Genomic DNA, 16,323 nt, shown 5'->3' with positions numbered 1-16,323 from the left:
CATGAGCCTGCCCGCAAAGAGGCTTCGCACTGCTGGCGGGGGGCGGGGCCTCGCCGGGCTGCCGCACGGCGTGTTCTTCGGCATCGGCGCGGTCGTCGCCGCCCGTCTCGGACCGGCGGTCGTGCGGCCATCGCCACCAAGGGCACCCACGAGGGGGTCTGCCACGCGCGTCGCGGCGGGTTCTCCCCTCGCCCGTCAGGGCGGGGCCGGCCGCGCCCGCAGGGGCGGCCGGTGCGCCGTGGAGCGGCGGGTTCGGTGCGTGGTCCCGCCCGGAGGGCTACTCGTGTTCGCGCCAGCGGTTGGTGATCGGGAGACGGCGGTCCTTGCCGAAGCCCTTGGCGGAGATCTTGGTGCCCGGCGGGTACTGGCGCCGCTTGTACTCCGCCCGGTCCACCAGGAGCAGCGTCCTGGTCACCACCTCGGGGTCGTAGCCCGCCGCGACGATCGCATCGAGCCCCTGGTCCCGGTCCACGTACAGCTCCAGGATCGCGTCGAGGACGTCGTAGTCCGGCAGCGAGTCCGTGTCGACCTGCCCGGGGCGCAGTTCGGCGCTCGGCGGCTTGGTGATGGAGTTCTCCGGGATGGGCGGCGTCTGGCCGCGGTCCAGGGCCGCCCGGTTGCGCCACCTGGCGAGCCGGAAGACCAGGTTCTTGTAGACGTCCTTGATTGGCCCGTACGCGCCGACCGAGTCGCCGTACAGCGTGGAGTATCCGACCGCGAGCTCGGACTTGTTGCCCGGGGCCAGCACGATGTGGCCCTCCTGGTTGGAGACGGCCATGAGCAGCGTGCCGCGCAGCCGGGACTGGAGATTCTCCTCGGCGAGCCCGGTCAGGCCCAGGGACTCCATGTACGCGTCGAACATCGGCCCGATCGGGACCGTGCGGAAGTTCAGGCCGGTGCGGCGGGCGAGTTCGGCGGCGTCGTCCTTGGAGTGCTCGGACGAGTAGCGGGACGGCATGGAGATGCCGTAGACGTTCTGCGCGCCGAGTGCGTCGCAGGCGATGGCGGCGACCAGGGAGGAGTCGATGCCGCCCGACAGGCCGATGAGAACGGTGCGGAAACCGTTCTTCGCGACGTACGCGCGCAGGCCGACGACCAGTGCCGAGTAGACCTCCTCGTCGTCGTCGAGTCGGTCCGCGTACCCGCCCGTGAGCTCGGGCTCGTACGCGGGCAGCGGATCGGCGGACAGGGTGACGTGGTCGATGACCAGGCCGTCGTCCACCGTGCCGCCCGGGACCCGGCCCGCGGCCGCCGGGAGGTCGAGGTCGATCAGCACGCAGCCTTCGGCGAACTGCGGGGCGCGGGCGATCACTTCGCCGTCGGCGGCGACGACGATCGAGTCGCCGTCGAAGACCAGCTCGTCCTGGCCGCCGATCATCGCCAGATAGGCGGTCGTGCAGCCCGCCTCCTGGGCGCGCTTGCGGACGAGGTCGAGGCGGGTGTCGTCCTTCTCGCGCTCGTACGGGGAGGCGTTGACCGAGAGCAGCAGCCCGGCGCCCGCGGACCGGGCGGCGGGCACGCGCCCGCCGTCCTGCCAGAGGTCCTCGCAGATGGCGAGCGCCACGTCGATGCCGTGCACGCGGATCATGGGGAGGGTGTCGCCGGGCACGAAGTAGCGGTACTCGTCGAAGACGCCGTAGTTCGGCAGGTGATGCTTGGCGAAGGTGAGCGCCACCCGGCCGCGGTGCAGGACGGCCGCGGCGTTCTGCGGGGCCCCGGCGGGCTGGCCGTACCGCGGCTCGTTCGCGAGCGCCTTCTCGGACCGGTCCAGGTAGCCGACGACGACCGGCAGCTCGCCGAACCCCTCGTCGTCGAGGCGCACCGCGAGCGCGCGCAGGGCCTCGCGGGAGGCGTCGACGAAGGTGGAGCGCAGGGCGAGGTCCTCGACGGGGTAGCCGGTCAGCGCCATCTCGGGGAAGGCGACGAGGTGGGCGCCCTGCTCGGCGGAGTGCCGGGTCCAGTGGACGATCGCCTCGGCGTTTCCGACGAGGTCGCCGACGGTCGAGTCGATCTGATTCAGTGCGAGGCGGAGTTGAGGCACGCAGCCAGTGTAATCGTCTCTCTGACGCGATGCCCCGCCGCGGGCGTGTGGCCCGCCACACCCCCCTCACTCCCCGGCTACTTCCCGACGGTTTTCCCTGTTCCCCGGATCCTTGTCGTCCGGGCTGTCCTGGCTGCCCGGACCGTCCGGACTCTCGCTCCCGGTTCGCAGCCGTCGCTCGCGCTTTCCGCGGGCGAGCTCGGTGCCGAGGGCGTCCAGCCGCTGGTCCCAGAAGGCGCGGAACCGGTCCAGCCATGCGTCGATCTCCTGCAGGGGAGCGGAGTCGACGGCGTAGGGCCGCCGCGTGCCCTCGGCCCGTACGGTCGCGAATCCGGTCCCGCGCAGCATGCGCAGGTGCTGCGACACGGCGGGCTGAGAGATCGCGAACTCTTCGCGGATGACGGCGGTGACGGCGCCGGAGGACTGCTCGCCCTCGGCGAGCAGCTCCAGGATCCGGCGCCGGACCGGGTCTCCCAGTACATCGAGTGCGTGCACACCGGCGAATATGCCAGCGGGCACTTATATAAGTCATGCCTTAAGGAATGCCGTCAGCCGCGAGGCGGCGCTTCCGGGCGTACGCGCGCAGCATGAGACTTATGAGGCGCAGGCCCAGTCCGGTCTCCGGACGCGGTGGCCGGCCTTCCCCCGTCGCCGGCTGCCGCGCGGGCCGCGACTGCCAGGCGGGGGGCGTCCGGTGAACGGCGTCCCGGGGCGGATTCTCCGCATCGCGGGCGTGCCCACCCACGTCGTGGTCGAGGGCGCGGGCCCCGCCTGCGTGCTGAGCGGCGGGCTCGGGAGCAGCTGGTTCGACTGGGACCCCGTGATCCCGCTGCTGTCCCCGTACCGCACCGTCGTACGGTTCGACCGCCCCGGCCTCGGACTCAGCGCGCCCGCCCCGCCCCCGCTGACCCCCACCGCCGCGGGCGAGGCCGCCCGCATCCTCGGCGTACTCGACGCGCTCGGGCTGACGGGCCCCTGCACGGTCGTCGGCCACTCCCTCGCCGGGTTCCACGCGGAGGCGTTCGCCCGCCTCCACCCCGCCCGTACCGCAGGGCTCGTGCTCGTCGACTGCAGCGTGGAGGAGGACCCGCGCGGCCCCGCCGTCCCCGCCGCGCCGCGGGCCGCCGCGGCGCGGCTGCTCGCGACCGCCCTCGGCGCCGCCGGGCTGCCCCTCGCGCTCGGTCGCACCGCCCGGCGCCTGACCGTCCGCGTGGGGACCGTACGCCACCGCGACCCGGCCTCCGACGACCTCGTACGCCGCTGCTACCGCACCACCCGCGTACTCCGCGCCGGCCTGCTGGAGAACGCGTCCTACGCGGGACTCGCCGCCGAAGTCGCCGCCCTCCGCGCCCGCCACCCGCTGCCCGACGTCCCCGTCACCGTCCTCGCCGCGTACGGCGCGACCGAGTCGCCGCGCGAGCTGCGCCGGCTGGACCGGCAGCGGCGGCTCGCCGCGGAACTCGGCGGTGCGCACTTCCGGATAGCAGCCCCCGCGGGCCATCTGCTGATGATGGACGACCCCGCCGCCATCGCCCGCGCTGTGCTCAGCAGCGTCCCCCGCTCGGGACATCCTGGCCCGGAGGACCTAGCCTGACCCCGGGGGCGCGAAACGAGAGCGAAACCCCGTCACGTGATACTGAGCTGGCCACAGTGCCGTGACGGACCTCAGAAGCACCAGAGCAAGCCGTCTGACCTGCGAGGATAGGAATCATGGATAAGCAGCAGGAGTTCGTGCTTCGGACGCTCGAAGAGCGCGACATCCGCTTCGTGCGCCTGTGGTTCACCGATGTGCTCGGCTTCCTCAAGTCGGTCGCGGTGGCCCCCGCCGAGCTCGAGCAGGCATTCGACGAGGGAATGGGCTTCGACGGCTCGGCGATCGAGGGCTTCGCCCGCGTCTACGAGTCCGACATGATCGCCAAGCCGGACCCGAGCACGTTCCAAATCATCCCGTGGCGCGCCGAGGCGCCCGGCACGGCCCGGATGTTCTGCGACATCCTGATGCCCGACGGCTCGCCCTCGTACGCCGACCCGCGCTACGTCCTCAAGCGCATCCTCGCCAGGACCTCCGACCTCGGCTTCACCTTCTACACCCACCCCGAGATCGAGTTCTTCCTGCTCAAGGACAAGCCGGTCGACGGCTCGCGGCCCACCCCGGCCGACAGCTCCGGCTACTTCGACCACACCCCGCAGAACGTGGGCATGGACTTCCGCCGCCAGGCGATCACGATGCTCGAGTCCATGGGCATCTCGGTGGAGTTCTCGCACCACGAGGGCGCCCCGGGGCAGCAGGAGATCGACCTGCGGTACGCGGACGCGCTGTCGACCGCCGACAACGTCATGACCTTCCGGCTGATCATGAAGCAGGTCGCGCTCGAACAGGGCGTGCAGGCGACCTTCATGCCGAAGCCGTTCTCCGAATACCCCGGCTCCGGAATGCACACGCACCTCTCCCTCTTCGAGGGGGACCGCAACGCCTTCCATGAGTCGGGCGCCGAGTACCAGCTCTCCAAGGTCGGCAAGTTCTTCATCGCGGGCCTGCTCCGGCACGCGGCGGAGATCTCGGCCGTGACGAACCAGTGGGTGAACTCCTACAAGCGGATCTGGGGCGGCGCGAACCGCACCGCGGGCGCGGGCGGCGAGGCCCCCTCGTACATCTGCTGGGGCCACAACAACCGGTCCGCGCTCGTCCGAGTCCCGCTGTACAAGCCGGGCAAGACCGGGTCGACGCGCGTCGAGGTCCGCTCCCTCGACTCGGGCGCCAACCCCTACCTCGCGTACGCGGTGCTGCTCGCGGCCGGCCTCAAGGGCATCGAGCAGGGCTACGAGCTCCCGCCGGGCGCGGACGACGACGTGTGGGCGCTGAGCGATGCGGAGCGGCGGGCGATGGGGATCGAGCCGCTGCCGCAGAACCTGGGTGAGGCGATCTCCCTCATGGAGCGGAGCGAGTTGGTCGCGGAGACGCTGGGCGAGCACGTCTTCGACTTCTTCCTGCGCAACAAGAAGCAGGAGTGGGAGGAGTACCGCTCCGAGGTCACGGCCTTCGAGCTGCGGAAGAACCTGCCGGTGCTGTAGGCGCAGGTCAGCGGGGGTTCCTGGCTGGGGCGTCACTCAGGGTCGACGGTTCGTGACCGTTGACCCTGTGGCGTCTCACCGGCCCTGGGCCGTCTGTGGGCCGTCCGGGGCCGCATCGGTGTCCTGCTCGTCTCGGTGGGTGTCAGCGTTTGATGCGGCTGCGCATGGCTAGGACGGCCAGCGCGAGCAGTACGGGTTCCGTGAAGCGGCTGACCATCTCCGTGTAGGTCCCGGCGGCGGTGAGGTCCTGGCCCCTGGACGGAACACGGCGGAGTTCAGCACCACCCGCAGAGCTTTGTCGACGTGTTTCTTCGGTGAACCGGTCGCCGAGAGGGTGCGTCAGCCGTGGGGCCGGGCCGACCGCCATCGCTGAGCAGGCGTATGCCCTTCGGAGAGACCATCCCCGCGGGCGCGGGGCCGACAGTCCCAGTGCTCGTAGCCAGTGCGACACGAGCGGACCATCCCCGCGGGCGCGGGGCCGACGACATAAACCACAGAGAATTCGCCAACGGCGAAGGACTCCCCGCGGGCGCGGGGCCGACCAGATCATGAAACCGAAGTACGCCGCCCACATGGGACCATCCCCGCGGGCGCGGGGCCGACGGCAGGATCGGCGAGAAACGGGCCCGGGAACGGGGACCATCCCCGCGGGCGCGGGGCCGACACCATCCCGATGCTGATGATGCCCATGGCGATCGGACCATCCCCGCGGGCGCGGGGCCGACACCGACTTGCCTGGACGTGGAGCGTGAATGACCGGACCATCCCCGCGGGCGCGGGGCCGACCTGACGGCGAAGGGGCCCCACCGACCGGGGGTGGGACCATCCCCGCGGGCGCGGGGCCGACGGCGGCCTCAAGTCCGGGGAGCTGTCGCTGGAGGGACCATCCCCGCGGGCGCGGGGCCGACGCCTACACCGACGTCCTTACCTACAACCTGGGCGGACCATCCCCGCGGGCGCGGGGCCGACGCTTGCTGAGCTGCAGGCTTATCGGCGGAGGCGGGCGCTGAGGATCAGTCCGTCGTAGTCGACGGGTCGCCAACGGTCTTTGCCTGCGGTGCGGACAGCCCAGCCTTGTTCATTGCTGGCAGGCTCCACGAGTACCGCCTGACCGTCGCCGATGCGGCTGGCTAGGAGTTCCCAGAGACGGTCGCGGATGCGGCGGCTGGGGTTGCCGACGAAGACTCCGGCGTTGACCTCGACCATCCACCGAGTGAGATGGCCTCGTGGCCCCTCAGGTGCTGCGATGAGGACGATGACCGTCATACGGGCTTGGCTCCTGCCGGCGTATCGAACTCGGGCCCGATGACAGCGATGTGGTCCTCGCCCATGTTCGGTTGGACGAGTTGGAGGTCTGCCGGGATGTCGGCGGCAGACCAGTTCACTCCTCCCGCTACAGACCCGACCTGGTCGTCCCAGAGTTGATTCATGTCGTCCTCGGGGATCTCGCTCCCTTCGGGGTTCAGCAGGGCCTTGATGTCGCGAACGATGCGAGCGAGGAGATGGGTTTCAGCGATGCGGTCGCGGAGGCCGAGCCGGGCGTCGCGTTCGTCCGTCAGCCCTCTCGCCGCGAGGTCGAAGGCGAGCGGGATGGTGTATTCGGCCTTGTACAGGTCGGCGATATCGAGGACGAAGGATACGGCTGAGCCAGTGTGGACGAAGCCGAGTCCGGGGCTGGCGCCCAGGCCGACGATGACGGCGTGACAGATGCCGTACAGGGCCGCGTTGGCCGCGGAAAGAAGTCGGTTGAGGTCATCGCCAGCGGCGTGGGCGTCTCCGGCGCGGTATTCGCGACGGGTCCAGGGGACGCCGGTGCGCTGGGAGTGGGCCTTGTAGAGCTTGCGGATGCGGGCGCCTTCGCGGCCGCGTAGTTGCTGCATCGTGCAGGTGGAGATGTCCTCGCCAGGAAGCGCATGCCGTACATGGCGCGTGCGACGGTAAGGCGTTCCTTGGGGCGGGTGACCAGCCATGCCTGGCGGGCAAGGAGGCCGGCGCCGTGGCTGGGGCCGAGCCCGGCGGCGTACATCCGTACACCCTGCTCCCCGACCCAGCACACGGTCGTTCCGGAGTCCGCGAGCAGGTTGATCGCGCCGTGTGTGACTCGGGTGCCGGGGCCCAGCAGCATGACGGCGATCATTGCAGCAGGGACCCGTACGGTTTCGCGCTTGTTGATGATGACGACGGCGTTCTCGTCGCGGTCGAGGTGGCTGCGTTCGACGTAGACGCTGGAGATTCGGTCGTCGAGGCGGTGCAGGTCATGCGGGTGGGACTTCCACCAGATGTTCGCCATGGTCAGTCGCTTCCTCTCGCTCCGGGCAAGGGGGCGAGGGTGAGGAGCCCGCAGCCGTACGCCTTGGCGGGGCCGATTCCAGTGAGAAGAGCGTCGGTGAGCAGGCTGGTGTCGGTGATGCGCAGGCGGCCTTCGAAGGTGGCGGTATGCAGTATCACGGGCTTGCCGGCGTCGTTCTTGCGGAAAGAGAGGCGATTCCGGGCGACCAGACGTAGGTCACGGGCTGGTTCGGCTGCTTTGTCGTCGTAGGTGTCGACAGGGGCTGGGGGAACCTCGAAGCCCCAGCGCGGGGTGCGCTGCAGGAACCAGGTGAGCTGCTGGGCCGCGGTGCGGTGGCCGATGCGGTAGGAGCGTCGTTCGCCGCGGGCGGCGCGCTCGGCTTGCACACCGCTCGGTTTCACGGGGGTGGAGGTGTTCTGCACGGGGTTTGCGGTGACCCGGAAGGCGAATTCACGGCCGAGTGCAATACGGGCGAGTAGGGGTGTGTAGTCGCGGACGGCGGCATGTTCGCCGTCCGCGTCGGGCCATCCGGAGCTCTCGACCATGTGTGTCCAGTCGGGCTTGGACTGGCTGAGGACGAAGAGCACCGGGCGGCGGGGGTTGTCGGTGTCGAGACGCCAGAGGGTTCGTTCGTCCGTCGGCCGGTCGGGGATGCCCCCTAGGACGGCTCCGCGCATGGCGCGCGGGTTGGCGAGCAGGTTGCGGCTGCCGGCCCGCAGGGGGTTGATGCGGATACGGGAGAGGTAGGTCATGGGTCACCAGCCGAGCAGGGCGAAGGGGTCGTGGCCGTTTCCGTCTGCTTCATCGCCCTGAGCGCTCGGGGCGGGGAAGCCGGTGGGTACCGACAGCCAGGTGTGGTGCACGCGACGGGTCGTGAAGCGGCGGTTGCGTGGGTCGAATGAGAGCGGCGCGTCGTTGAGCTGGTCCTCGCCGTGGTCGTCCTCGAGCGTTGCGGACAGGTCGATCTGCTGTGGGCGGGTGCCGTGGCGGCGGGCGTATCGCTCGCGGGCGTGATCAGAGGCCCGCCAAGGTTCAGCGCTGAGGACTTCCCGGAGTGCTCCGGTGCGCAGGCCGAGACAGAGGGGCTGGCTCGGTACGCAGGAGCGGCGCCCGAGAGCGAGGGGGAACGCGGGCTGGGCGACCGCCGTGGCCAGGGTCGTCAGCAGTGGGCGGGGTCCTGCGACGGCGGCGAGGAATACGGCGTCTTGGAGGTAGAAGCGGTGGGTGACGTGGGTTTCCTTGGGGGGCGAGGTCCGCTTCTGAAGGCCCTTGCCCGTTACTCCGGCTTGTAGCAGCGGCTCGCCCCGGTAGTCGCTGACGGTGTGGTAGTCGCGCAGCAGAGTGCCGGGCTGATCGATCCGCACGCCCAGGCGAAGTCCCAGGAGATTGCCGAGCGGTGCTTCGCGGGGTCGGCCCTCGGCGGCGGCGAGCAGCCCGATGACGCCGGACTTGGTGGGCTCGGGACGGGTCTCGCGACGGTTGAAGACGCTGCGGTCGCCCCAGGACTGGAGCGGCCCGGCCAGACGGAGCAGCAGGACGGTCTCCTCCTGCTCGGCGGGTGCGGTGGAATCGGTGGCCATCAGCCCTGCTTCACGTTCACGGCGAGGGTGGCACGGAGGCCGGCGAGGAAGTCGGCGAACGTCCGGTTCTCTCCGAAGGCCTCGTCGACTGTGGCTGATTCCTTGTCGGCGAGGGTGTGACAGACCGCGGTGTGGAGGGGGGTGTCGCCCCACTGCCGGGCGGCCGTGATGAATTCCTGGGCCAGCCGGTCGGCGGAGGCAGTGGCGATGCCGTTGACGGTGGCGATAGGCCTTTCGAACGCGGAGACCAGGTTGACGGGCTGGTCCTCGCGTACGACAACGGCGACGAGGCTGGGACGGGTGCGGGGAGCGAAGGAGTTGGCGTAGCCGGTGGGCATGGACTGTGCAAAGGAGCGCACGAACAGGTCTACGGCGTCCAGGGCGGCTTCAGTCTCGGTGAGGTTGTCGATGAGCTGGTGCAGGCCGACGGTGGCGTACCGGTAGAGGGTTGCGGAGTTGAAGCCGATGTTGCCGATCATGCCGGCGCCGGTCTCCTCCTTTTCGTTCTCGTCGTCGACGGCGGTGTAGTAGTCGTTCTCCAGCTCCACGGCGTGTGTCGAGAGGGCGTGGGCGACTTGGGTCGCCGCGTCGACGTTGAGGGAGGGGATGTCGGCGACCATGCGGCCGAACAGGGCGACATCCTTGGGGTGGCCTGTGCGGAACTTTTCCTCGACGGGCAGCTCCTTCGCCTGCTTGGCGAGGGCCTCATCGTCCAGGGTGGCGAGGTCAGCTGCATCGTCGGCGACCAGGTCGACGATGTCCTCCAGCTGACGGCGCCCGAAGAACAACAGGTAGGCCGTGTCCCCGGCCTTCTTTCCGGCCGAGATCCCCAGAGGCGCCAGCAGAGCGTTCGCGATCCTGGCGGCGTTCTCGTCATCAATCTCTGTGCGCGCCTGCAGGCGCTTGGACAACTCTGCAGCGATCCGCTTGGTGCGGGTGGCGAGGTCTTCGGCAGGGACGTGCTCGGCGAAGGCCTTGCGGGTGGCGCGCTTCCACGCCTGCGAGGAGACGCGGGAGCGACGGACCCCGCCGAAGAGTGCTTCCTTGGGGTTGCCCTGGTCATCCCGGTTGAGATTGGCCGGCGGGACGGTCTGGATGATGTGGACGTCGATGTACAGGCGCTGGGCCATGAGGACTTCTCCGGGTGTGTGCGTACGGCGGTGCGGATGGAGAGAGGAGCGATGCGGGGTGCGGTGAGGCAGCTCAGAGGCCCGTTGTCTCCGGGGCCTTGGCAGTGGGCTGGGCCCACACCTGGTAGTCCAGGGCCCAGGTGCGGCGTACGCGCTGCCGGGTGTCGGGGTAATGCCAGGCGCGAATGTCACGGAGCAGCCGGTCATAGTCCAGTGGCTGGCGGATCGTGCGCAGCTGCGGGATCAGACCGCGAAGCCGGTGCAGCAGCATGGGGGCGCTGTTGGCGCTCGCGAGAGCGCCGACGCGGGCGTCTATGGCCTGTTCGCTGAATTTTCCGTGGGTCCGCAGTCTGCGCAGCGCCTGCCCAAGGCCGATGCCCGGACGGTGCATGGGGTCCTGCTGGGACTGCTGATGCAGGCCGAAGAGGGCGAGGGCGGCGTGCTCAGCCCTTTGTTCGGTGGATACACCACCACGGCGTGCGAGGCCGTCATCCACCGTGCACGTGTAGTAGGGCCACATCTTGGGAACGTCCATGGCCTCGCGGCCCAGGCCGGCGCGCAGCGCGGCGAGGTCCTCGCCAGGAGCGCGCTCGCGTCGCCAGGTCCCCTCTGCGGTGATGTATCGGTGCCAGTAGCGCGCAGGACTGGTGCTGGTCATAGGTGTCACGCTCCGGGGTTCGAGAGGACAGCTGCTGCCCGGTCTGATCGGCGTTCGGTGGCGGGCTCGGTGGCGCGGGGGAGGATCTGGGCCAGCCGACGGCGGAAGTTGCTCTCCGCAGTGCCCAGGGAGTAGGTAACTGGCCTGTTGTTCCGCATGGCCGTGCGTCCGGAGAAGACGCTCGCGGGGGCGGCGGCGAAAAGCGGCTCGGAGACCTCCCGGGCAAGGAGCCAGGCTCGTTGCTCCCAGACCACCTGTCCGCGGTTGAGAAGGTCGTCGTCCTCTCCGGCTGCTCGCACCTTGGTCAGAAGCTGGCGGACCAGCGGGTCCAGCAGGTGCAGGACGAACTCCCCCGGCCGCTGGCCCTTGTCCCAGGGAATCGGGTCGGCTCCGGATGCTCGCCGCAGATCCGCCGAGAGGTTGTTGATAGCCGTGGCCAGGTCTTCCGCTTGCTGTGCGACCTCCAGCAGCACGGCGTAGGCAAGCCCGTCCGTTCGCAGTGCGGTGACCGGGAGCGGGATCGCATCGTGCAGCACGTCCTCGATGACCGCTGACTGGGTGCCATAGGACATGCCGAAGGTCTGCAGTCGCAGCGGATACTCGTCAGAGACCGCCTGGTGCTCCTGGAGCTCCGCCAATTGGAGGAGAAGGGAGCTGGTCTCCCATCCGTCGCCGCTGCCGGGCTGGTACTCGGAGGCGAGCAGGGCGTCCAGGCCGCGCCAGATCGCCTTCCCGGGCTGATGGCGACGCGGGGAGCGCTCCGCTCCGATACGACTCTTCTTGGATTTGGTGAACTTCCAGGCCGTGTGCGTCTCCCACTCGGGCAGCGCTTCGAGCCGGTCGCCGGCGCACAGAACGATGCGTGTCACCCGCAGCCCGTCCGGGGTCTGTTCAGGGATCAGGCGGATACGCCGGGACTGCCAGGTCCACAGATCGAGCAGCCCGTCGGGGGCTCTGGTCTGCCAGGCCGCTTCCGCCGGAGCGCGGCGCCACTGCGGAGTGCCGGCCAGTCCTTGCTTGCCGATCGGCAGGTTCAGCAGCAGAGTCTCGTACAGCGTCCGCCCCTCGGGGACGATCAGGCCGAGCTGCCCAAGCGGACCGGTTGGATTCCCTGTCGTCTTCCCGGCCTTGACCTTCGGATCGCCGACAGCGCCGGTCTTGATGGCGGCGGTGTCCCAGCAGTGCGTATGCAACAGCCAGCGCACGGCCTGCGCCGGAGAGAGGGGAAGCGGGTCGCCTTCGGTGCGGGAGGCAAACAGAGGGACGTTGTTACCGGTCGCGGCCGTGGCCACCAGAAGCGCCGACCCCTTGGTCTCGACCTTGGCCGTCCGCAGGTCAGCCACCTGAGCGAAGGGCGCATCCGCACCGAAGAGATCGAAGCGATCGCGGTGCTCCTCGCAGTACGCCAGCAGCCGCTCACGCTCGGGCTGCGTGAACCTGCCCTCGGTGAAGCGGCGGGACCACTCGTGCAGGTCGACCGGAGACCCCAGAGCGTCCAGGACGATCGGCAGCAACGCGTGCCGTAACAGCGCGGGCACCTGCGTCGGCAGGTCCACGACGAGTGACTCGAACTCATCAGCCCGCAGCAGCGCTTCGGCCCAGCCGACCTCGACGATGTCGCCGCCGCCGCGAGGACGCAGCATCAGCGAGGGCTGCTCCAGCAAGTCGTAGGAGGGCATAACGGAGATCCTCAACTAGTCATATCTTGCGAGGGGGTGACAGGTTACGGCTATGGATGAGCCGTAATCTGCGAAATGCTTGGATTGCCTCTGGCTCCCGCCCGCGCCCAGCTCCACGCAGGAGACAGTCCCGCGGGGCCGTAGCAGTGTCTGGGCGTGGGCCCCGCTTCCGCCAGGCGTGTAGGGGATACGGGTTGGTCTGTCCCGGCCCAACCCTCTTACTGGCGCGTGGGTTTGCGGGTGACGACGAGCCCCAGCTGCTTGTCATAGCGCACAGTGCAGCCGCCGAGCTGCGCGCTGTGACGCTCGTCCAGGACCAGCGCGCGGCTGTAACGCAGCCACGGATGGTCCTGCCACGCGTCTAGGGGCCGTAGTTCCGCTTCGGCGGCCTCAGTCAGCGCGGTCGGCAGCCGGACCGTCGTGCCCAGCACGTGCTCTACCAGGTCCGTCGACACTTCACCGTTGACGCCGAGCCAGCGGCCGCCCAGCGAGCGGTATCCGCGCTCGTCCCGGGACAGCAGCACGACCTCGGTGCTCTTCTCGCCGTCGCGCACCATGGCCTGAAACGCTGCTTCGTCCAGGCCGTTCTGCATGCCGCCGAAGTGCAGGCCCTCAAGTGTGGTTTGGCCCTGTTCGCCCCGCCGGGCCAGCAGATACGGCTCGGCGGCGCGTGCTCGCCGAGCCTGCTCGGCTTGCCAAGCGGCGCGCGCCTGGGCCTCCTCCTCACGCCACGGCTCAGGGACCAGATGCTCAGCGTCCCCGTACACCTTCGCCACTAGCTGCGGCACGACACCGGGTACCTGCCAGTGCTGTCCCTCACTCGCCAGCACCAGTGCTGCCGTCCGCAGTAGGAGATATCGGCCGTAAATCGCCTCACTCGCTGGCAGGATCCACGGGGCCCGGCCCTCGACAGGGGCGAAACCTGTCACGACCACCTGCGGCTCGCGCAGCCTGTCCGGTCGAACGACCCCGGCGTGACGGTGTACGCGGCCGATGCGCTGCAAGAGCAAGTCAACCGGTGCCAGGTCGGTCACCAGAAGATCGGCGTCCACGTCGAAGGATTGCTCGGCCAGTTGCGTGGCAACCAGGATCAGGCGGTCCGGCCGGGACGGGCCGTCCTCGCGAGGCGGCCCCAGCAGCTCCAAGCATTCCTGCGTGCGCTCTGCCCGGTGTTCGGCGTGCAACCGTCCGTGCAGTAGACGGACCTCCTCACCGAAGACGGCGCGCAGTGTTTGGAAGGTCGCCTGCGCCCGTGCCACGGTGTTCCGGATCACCAGCGCACAGCCGCCGTCCGCCAGACGGTCCTCCAGCAAGCGAGCCACCGTGGCATCTCCTGGCGAACCGGCCTCATCCGTCTGCTGCCGGGCCAGCTCAGGCAGGACCTCGACGCCTACGGACAAGTCACCGCGCCAGGGCTGAGTGTCCTCCACGAGATGCCCCACCCCCTGCTCGGTGCCCCACACGGCCGTGACGCTCGGATATCCGTCCGGCTCCGGAATCTCGGGCCCAGAGGCACTCTCCTTCCCTTCACCTCCGACATACGACTCAAGCAGCTCCCGGCGCTGTCCCGGCGGCAGCGTCGCGGAGAGCAGCACCACCGGCACGCCCGCCTGTCCCAACCAGCGCAGGCCCTCCTTCAGGAACTGCGACATGTACACATCGGCAGCGTGCACCTCGTCCAGAATCACGACCTTGCCGCTCAAGCCGGCCATCCGGAGCATGACGTGCTTGGTCCTCGTCGCGGCGAACAGCAACTGGTCGATCGTGCCGACCGCCAACGGGCTCAGCAGCCCGCGCTTTCTGCCCAGGAACCACTCCGCCGGAGCCCTGCGCTCCGGCACATCCTGCGCATCGGCACCGAACGGCCCGGACATGCCGTACTCGTCTTCGTCCTCCGCGATCCCACAGAAGACGTCATCCGGGGATTCGCCAGCCTCCTGCAGCAGCTCCTGCCACTCCCGGTTGAACATCCGCTTGCCGTGCAGAAGCGCGACTTGGCTCTCCAGACCGTCCCCGATGCCGGCCGCCCACTTCCTGACGTGCCCGAACATGGGATCACTCGTGGCCTGCGTCGGCATCCCGACGTACACACCGTCCGCTCCGAACCGGGCAGCCAGGACCTCTGCCGCGGCCAGCGCGGCCTTCGTCTTCCCTTCGCCCATGGGGGCCTCAACTACCAGCAGCCCCGGCCCACCCATCCGCCCTACGGCATCCAGCACCATCAGCTGAGATGGCCGCGGCCCGTGTCCGAACCGGTCGCGAAACGCCTCCGGACTAGGAAGATCCAGATCTCCCCAACCGCCCCGCAGACCCAGCGCGCTCCACGCAGCTGCGGCGCGTTCACGCGCAACCTTGATACTGACCTGGGCCAGGTCATCGATCCCAGTGAAGAAGCGCTCGTCACTCGCGATCCAGTCGGCCATCACCACGAACCCGCTCAGTTGCAACTGCGCGGTTCGGCTGGGAAGTTCGCGCGGCTCGACCGCCGCAAGCCCTTCGAATCCCAGCCTCTCGCTGAACACCTCCACCACGGCCCGCTGCACCTGCGCCCATGACGCTCCTCTGCCCTGCAGATGCCCCCGCGCTGCCCGTGGCTCGCGCAGATCACCTGCTGACGGGAAGAAACCGTGGTGCCCAGCCACGATCGGCCACACCCACTCGCACTGCTCCGCCCGCCACCCTGCTCCCTCCAGCAGCCCGCGGATCAGCTTCCCTCCGGCCTTGTCATGCCGCCATCGGTAGCGTTCTACGAGATGCCGGTCCCACGACAGCCCCGCTTCCTGCACGGCCCGCGCACCCGGCTCATCCATCCGCTGGAACGCCGGAGTGGCTTTCCCACAGTCGTGCACCCCACATACCCAAGCGAACAGGGCCCTCCCCTTGCCTCGCCCGCCGGCCACCACATCCAGCGTTCGGCGAACCGAGGGAGCCAGATAGAAGTCCCAGATGCACTCCGCCACCGCCGCGGTGTCCAGCAGGTGCGACAACAGCAGGTTGCTACGACCCCCGCCTTTAGACGCTGACTTTCCCCACAAGGCCCCCAACTGACGTCGTACTTCCGGCTCGTAGGTTCTTAAGAAACCGCGCTCCGCCCCCACCGCCGCCTCCTCGCGTCGATGGTTCGAGAGAGTAGGGGCCATCACTGACAATCACGTGAGCTCGCCGAAAATGGCCTCAGAGCAGTCGAGGCGCGGGTATGCCCCCGCAGTCAGTCAGTGCCGCGCACCACCCGATGCGGAAAGCCCTCACGTCGCGATAACGTCGCAGGTCGGCAAGTGTCGGCCCCGCGCCCGCGGGGATGTTCCGCCCAAGCACTCGCGGGCACGACCATCCCGCCGGTCGGCCCCGCGCCCGCGGGGATGTTCCCGACCTCCCTGACCAGCAGTTTCCCGCCGTACAGTCGGCCCCGCGCCCGCGGGGATGTTCCTTCAGGGTCACTCAGCTCCCGACGGCACCGGCGGTCGGCCCCGCGCCCGCGGGGATGTTCCGGCCGATCGGGAGTCAGGCTATCGGGTTGTAGGGTCGGCCCCGCGCCCGCGGGGATGTTCCCTACAAGCCCGTGTTCTCCGATGCCGTGCGCGGGTCGGCCCCGCGCCCGCGGGGATGTTCCGTCCTACGAGCTGTCCCGCCTGATGGGCATCGAGTCGGCCCCGCGCCCGCGGGGATGTTCCGAGGGGGAGACCGGTACCGCAAGGACCGGGACCGTCGGCCCCGCGCCCGCGGGGATGTTCCTCGTTCACGTTCTGTCAGCTCCCTGATAGTTCGGTCGGCCCCGCGCTCGCGGGGATGTTCCCCCCTCCCACTGCTCCCGCCGCCGAATGCGCCGGGCGCGCCGCGGCATGACGAAGGCCCCCGACCAGCGGGTCGGGGGCC

At 69.6% G+C, this 16,323-nt stretch carries 11 protein-coding genes, 1 pseudogene and 2 CRISPR repeat arrays; of the genes and pseudogenes, 2 read left to right on the top strand and 10 right to left on the bottom strand.

Annotation, left to right across the window (positions count from 1 at the left end; genetic code table 11):
* Positions 1-277: 277 nt before the first annotated feature.
* Both ACTWP8_RS00275 and ACTWP8_RS00270 read right to left on the bottom strand, forming a co-directional pair.
* Positions 278-2,041, bottom strand: coding sequence for an NAD+ synthase (locus ACTWP8_RS00275; RefSeq protein ID WP_443320094.1), 1,764 nt, complete (start codon positions 2,039-2,041; stop codon positions 278-280).
* A gap of 66 nt (positions 2,042-2,107) precedes the next feature.
* The gene (locus ACTWP8_RS00270; RefSeq protein ID WP_443320093.1) at positions 2,108-2,536 is read right to left on the bottom strand and encodes an ArsR/SmtB family transcription factor; all 429 of its coding nucleotides are present in this window, start codon (positions 2,534-2,536) and stop codon (positions 2,108-2,110) included.
* 199 nt (positions 2,537-2,735) lie between these two features.
* Here ACTWP8_RS00270 and ACTWP8_RS00265 point away from each other — a divergent pair, with 199 nt between their 5' ends.
* A complete protein-coding gene (locus ACTWP8_RS00265) occupies positions 2,736-3,635 on the top strand; it encodes an alpha/beta hydrolase (protein WP_443320092.1) in 900 nt (299 codons plus the stop codon).
* 116 nt (positions 3,636-3,751) lie between these two features.
* Complete coding sequence (gene glnA, locus ACTWP8_RS00260) at positions 3,752-5,113, top strand: type I glutamate--ammonia ligase (protein WP_443320091.1); 1,362 nt, start codon at positions 3,752-3,754, stop codon at positions 5,111-5,113.
* Positions 5,114-5,687: 574 nt separating this feature from the next.
* Positions 5,688-6,082: a CRISPR direct-repeat array (repeat unit 28 nt; unit sequence GGACCATCCCCGCGGGCGCGGGGCCGAC).
* An 18-nt stretch (positions 6,083-6,100) separates the two neighbouring features.
* Here glnA and cas2e read toward each other — a convergent pair.
* The 8 genes and pseudogenes from cas2e to cas3 form a co-directional block, all read right to left on the bottom strand.
* Positions 6,101-6,379 (bottom strand): type I-E CRISPR-associated endoribonuclease Cas2e, encoded by a 279-nt coding sequence (cas2e, locus tag ACTWP8_RS00255; protein WP_443320090.1) that lies wholly within the window; start codon positions 6,377-6,379, stop codon positions 6,101-6,103.
* A pseudogene (gene cas1e, locus ACTWP8_RS00250) lies at positions 6,376-7,403 on the bottom strand (type I-E CRISPR-associated endonuclease Cas1e). Before cas1e ends, cas2e begins: the two are co-directional and overlap by 4 nt.
* A gap of 2 nt (positions 7,404-7,405) precedes the next feature.
* Entirely contained in the window at positions 7,406-8,155 is a 750-nt protein-coding gene (gene cas6e / locus ACTWP8_RS00245) for a type I-E CRISPR-associated protein Cas6/Cse3/CasE (protein WP_443320089.1), read from the bottom strand.
* Between the two features lie 3 nt (positions 8,156-8,158).
* Entirely contained in the window at positions 8,159-8,983 is an 825-nt protein-coding gene (gene cas5e / locus ACTWP8_RS00240; RefSeq protein WP_443320088.1) for a type I-E CRISPR-associated protein Cas5/CasD, read from the bottom strand.
* Positions 8,983-10,113, bottom strand: a complete 1,131-nt coding sequence (cas7e, locus tag ACTWP8_RS00235; RefSeq protein ID WP_443320087.1) for a type I-E CRISPR-associated protein Cas7/Cse4/CasC — start codon at positions 10,111-10,113, stop codon at positions 8,983-8,985. The genes cas5e and cas7e overlap by 1 nt, the downstream gene beginning before the upstream one ends.
* Positions 10,114-10,186: 73 nt before the next feature.
* Positions 10,187-10,771, bottom strand: a complete 585-nt coding sequence (gene casB / locus ACTWP8_RS00230; protein ID WP_443320086.1) for a type I-E CRISPR-associated protein Cse2/CasB — start codon at positions 10,769-10,771, stop codon at positions 10,187-10,189.
* 5 nt (positions 10,772-10,776) lie between these two features.
* Positions 10,777-12,450, bottom strand: a complete 1,674-nt coding sequence (gene casA, locus ACTWP8_RS00225; protein ID WP_443320085.1) for a type I-E CRISPR-associated protein Cse1/CasA — start codon at positions 12,448-12,450, stop codon at positions 10,777-10,779.
* Between the two features lie 218 nt (positions 12,451-12,668).
* Complete coding sequence (gene cas3, locus ACTWP8_RS00220; RefSeq protein WP_443320084.1) at positions 12,669-15,590, bottom strand: CRISPR-associated helicase Cas3'; 2,922 nt, start codon at positions 15,588-15,590, stop codon at positions 12,669-12,671.
* Between the two features lie 137 nt (positions 15,591-15,727).
* Positions 15,728-16,243: a CRISPR direct-repeat array (repeat unit 28 nt; unit sequence GTCGGCCCCGCGCCCGCGGGGATGTTCC).
* Positions 16,244-16,323: the final 80 nt, after the last annotated feature.

This window comes from Streptomyces sp. 7N604 (assembly GCF_052245475.1).
GTDB lineage: Bacteria > Actinomycetota > Actinomycetes > Streptomycetales > Streptomycetaceae > Streptomyces.
Note: the sequence above shows the minus strand (reverse complement) of the source record. Positions and strands in the feature narration are given on the sequence as shown.

What these genes read in the sequence shown, in the direction of transcription:
- glnA (WP_443320091.1), top strand. Translation starts at nt 3,752, where the DNA reads ATGGATAAGCAGCAGGAGTTCGTGCTTCGGACGCTCGAAGAGCGCGAC.
- cas2e (WP_443320090.1), bottom strand. Translation starts at nt 6,379, where the DNA reads ATGACGGTCATCGTCCTCATCGCAGCACCTGAGGGGCCACGAGGCCAT.
- cas6e (WP_443320089.1), bottom strand. Translation starts at nt 8,155, where the DNA reads ATGACCTACCTCTCCCGTATCCGCATCAACCCCCTGCGGGCCGGCAGC.
- cas5e (WP_443320088.1), bottom strand. Translation starts at nt 8,983, where the DNA reads ATGGCCACCGATTCCACCGCACCCGCCGAGCAGGAGGAGACCGTCCTG.
- cas7e (WP_443320087.1), bottom strand. Translation starts at nt 10,113, where the DNA reads ATGGCCCAGCGCCTGTACATCGACGTCCACATCATCCAGACCGTCCCG.
- casB (WP_443320086.1), bottom strand. Translation starts at nt 10,771, where the DNA reads ATGACCAGCACCAGTCCTGCGCGCTACTGGCACCGATACATCACCGCA.
- casA (WP_443320085.1), bottom strand. Translation starts at nt 12,450, where the DNA reads ATGCCCTCCTACGACTTGCTGGAGCAGCCCTCGCTGATGCTGCGTCCT.
- cas3 (WP_443320084.1), bottom strand. Translation starts at nt 15,590, where the DNA reads ATGGCCCCTACTCTCTCGAACCATCGACGCGAGGAGGCGGCGGTGGGG.